This window comes from Mycobacterium sp. (assembly GCF_050701515.1).
Taxonomy (GTDB): domain Bacteria; phylum Actinomycetota; class Actinomycetes; order Mycobacteriales; family Mycobacteriaceae; genus Mycobacterium.
On sequence record NZ_JBOGDB010000233.1, the window covers coordinates 1 to 2,367 of the forward strand.

The window sequence follows — 2,367 nt, forward strand, 5'->3', positions numbered from 1 at the left end:
GTGGAGACGGGAATCGAACCCGTGTGCACGGATTTGCAGGCCGTTGCCTCACCACTCGGCCACTCCACCGCTGGGGTTGATGCGACTGCACCTCGAGCGGATGACGGGATTCGAACCCGCGACCCTCACCTTGGCAAGGTGATGCGCTACCAACTGCGCTACATCCGCGTGCCACGGACGAGAACGTCGCCCGTCGCGAAGGACGACGATAGTCCACTTCAGCGTAGCCGCACAAATTCCAGCGGGTCCGGTGCGAGGCGCCGACGCCGTGCCTGGAATCAGAAGATCTGATACGCCTCCCGGGAGATGACGAAGCCGTGACCGGTCTGGTTATCGCGGCAGGTCATTCCCGACTCGGCGCTCTCGCAGACCAGGCTTCCGGCGGCGATCGAGCGGCCGTTGCCGAGCGACTCGCCACCGCCGAGTGCGGTGTCGCCGGCGCAGACGAACCCGGCCTCATCGCCGGCCTGCAGCGTGATTCCCTGTCCGTAATCCCATTCGCAGGAGGCGGGCTTCGACGGCGGGGCCCAGTCGCGCTCGGATATGTCGCAGCGAACATTCGACGGGTCGATGTAGCAGCCGACGTTGCCGCTTGGCGATGTGAAGCCGCGCAGCTCGGTCACCGTCTCGTCCGCCGGGGCGGATTTCGTGTCGGAGGTGAGTCGATCGGGCGTCGGGGCGCGCGGCGCTGCGGGGGCCTGGGCGGTCACGACGGTCTCTGCGGTCCCAGCACGCTCGCCACTGCTCCCGCCATCGCCACCGCAGCCGGCAAGCAGGAACAGCACAGGCAGCATCACAAGCGCGGGCGGCACGCGACTTTGCTGGTCGGCCATGATGCGTGACCATACTCTCGGCCGGTCGCAGCTGGTGGAAGATGGACAAGGGCGCCCTGTGCCGTCGTGCTAACGTTCGACGTCGTTCCCAGGTCTCGTAGCTCAGTGGGAGAGCGTCCGCCTCACACGCGGAAGGTCGCTGGTTCGAAACCAGCCGGGACCACCAGATGTCAGCGGGGGAAACCAACGATCCGCACTCATGCCGGCGCATCGGCGCGAAGTGCCCAATCCGAGCCCTAACTTGCGGCGTTGGCTTAGGGTCCCGGTGTGCGTGATCGCGTTGTGGATCGAGCTCGTGGGATGCGCGACCTGGTGCGGTCTGAGGCTGCCGAATCCGAGCGACAGCGCACGCTCACGCCGGCAATAGTCGACGAGATGTGGGCCAGTGGCCTGATGTCTGCGTTCAATCCCGCGGAGGCGGGCGGCGTGGAACCGTCGTTTGACGAGATGATCGAGACGTGGATCGAAATGGCCTGGCAGGACGGGTCTTTCGGCTGGATCGGGATTGCGAACCTGCCGTCGTCATTTGCCGCCGCGACGTATCTTCCCGATGAGGGTTTCGCGGAGATTTTCACCAAGTACGACAACCGCATCGCCATCGGTGGCCAGTACTTCCCCAACGGCCAGGGCACAGTCATCGACAGCGGCTACCAGGTGAGTGGTGCGTGGAGCTTCGGTTCCGGCACCGGACACTCCGAGTTCATCGCCGCCGGCTTCATGCCGATGGACGACGGCCAGCCGCGCTGGATCAGCGAGGGCATTCCCGAAATGCGGGTGGCGTTCGTACCTCGAGACGAGGTCACCTTCACCGACGGGTGGCATGTCCAAGGCCTCAAAGGCACTGGCTCCTACGACTACAACGCCCAGGACGTGTTCGTACCGGAGTACCGAACCATTCCGTTGTTCACGCGCAAGCCGTTCCGCGGAACCTCCGCGGCCACCCGCATGGGTCTGATGCCCGTCACCGCCGCCGGTCACGCGGCGTTTGCGCTCGGGGTCGCCAAGAGCATGCTCGACGATGTCGAGGAACTCGCCGCCACCAAGGTGCGGATGGCCGACATGGCGACGTTGGCCACCCGTCCGACCTTCCAAAAGGGTCTCGCCCACCACGTTGCGGGGTGGCGGGCCGCCCGTCTCTTGGTGCTCGACGCCTTCGCGGCGGCCGAGGCCGCTGTTGCCGCCGGCAATGACCTGACACCCAGACTGCGAGCCGACATGCGGGTGGCCGCGGTATTCGCCACCGATACGGCCCGGGAGTGTGCCGAGTGGGCCCATCTGGCGGCGGGCACCACCGCGATCCGCGAGGGCAGCCGCCTCGAGCGCGCGTTCCGCGACATGTACACCGGCACCCAGCACGCGTTCATCAGCGAGAAGGTGGCCATCGACGCGGCGCAGATCTGGCTCGGCATCATCGAGGACCAGTTCGGCCTGTGAGTCCGCCGGTGGCTCAATACGCCCGTGCGACATAGGCCAGCGCACCGGTGTCGTCGTCGGTGTCGGGCATTGAGCCGTCGCCGAGTTGCAGGCATCTCAC

General features: G+C 66.3%; 2 protein-coding genes and 2 tRNA genes. 2 read left to right on the top strand and 2 right to left on the bottom strand.

Going from position 1 to position 2,367, the window contains the following annotated elements:
• Nucleotides 1-95: 95 nt before the first annotated feature.
• Together ACRDU5_RS18160 and ACRDU5_RS18165 are read right to left on the bottom strand one after the other, a co-directional pair.
• Nucleotides 96-168 (bottom strand) — tRNA-Gly (locus ACRDU5_RS18160).
• A gap of 110 nt (nucleotides 169-278) precedes the next feature.
• Nucleotides 279-833: a DUF6636 domain-containing protein gene (locus ACRDU5_RS18165; RefSeq protein WP_526616097.1), complete on the bottom strand. Its 555-nt coding sequence runs from the start codon at nucleotides 831-833 to the stop codon at nucleotides 279-281.
• A 91-nt stretch (nucleotides 834-924) separates the two neighbouring features.
• On the opposite strand from ACRDU5_RS18165, the gene ACRDU5_RS18170 reads away from it, so the two are divergent.
• A tRNA-Val gene (locus ACRDU5_RS18170) sits at nucleotides 925-999 on the top strand.
• Nucleotides 1,000-1,133: 134 nt separating this feature from the next.
• Nucleotides 1,134-2,267: an acyl-CoA dehydrogenase family protein gene (locus ACRDU5_RS18175; RefSeq protein ID WP_526616098.1), complete on the top strand. Its 1,134-nt coding sequence runs from the start codon at nucleotides 1,134-1,136 to the stop codon at nucleotides 2,265-2,267.
• Nucleotides 2,268-2,367: the final 100 nt, after the last annotated feature.

Bases quoted from the DNA above. Each gene is read 5' to 3' on its own strand.
- ACRDU5_RS18165 (WP_526616097.1), bottom strand. From the start codon at position 833: ATGGCCGACCAGCAAAGTCGCGTGCCGCCCGCGCTTGTGATGCTGCCT.
- ACRDU5_RS18175 (WP_526616098.1), top strand. From the start codon at position 1,134: ATGCGCGACCTGGTGCGGTCTGAGGCTGCCGAATCCGAGCGACAGCGC.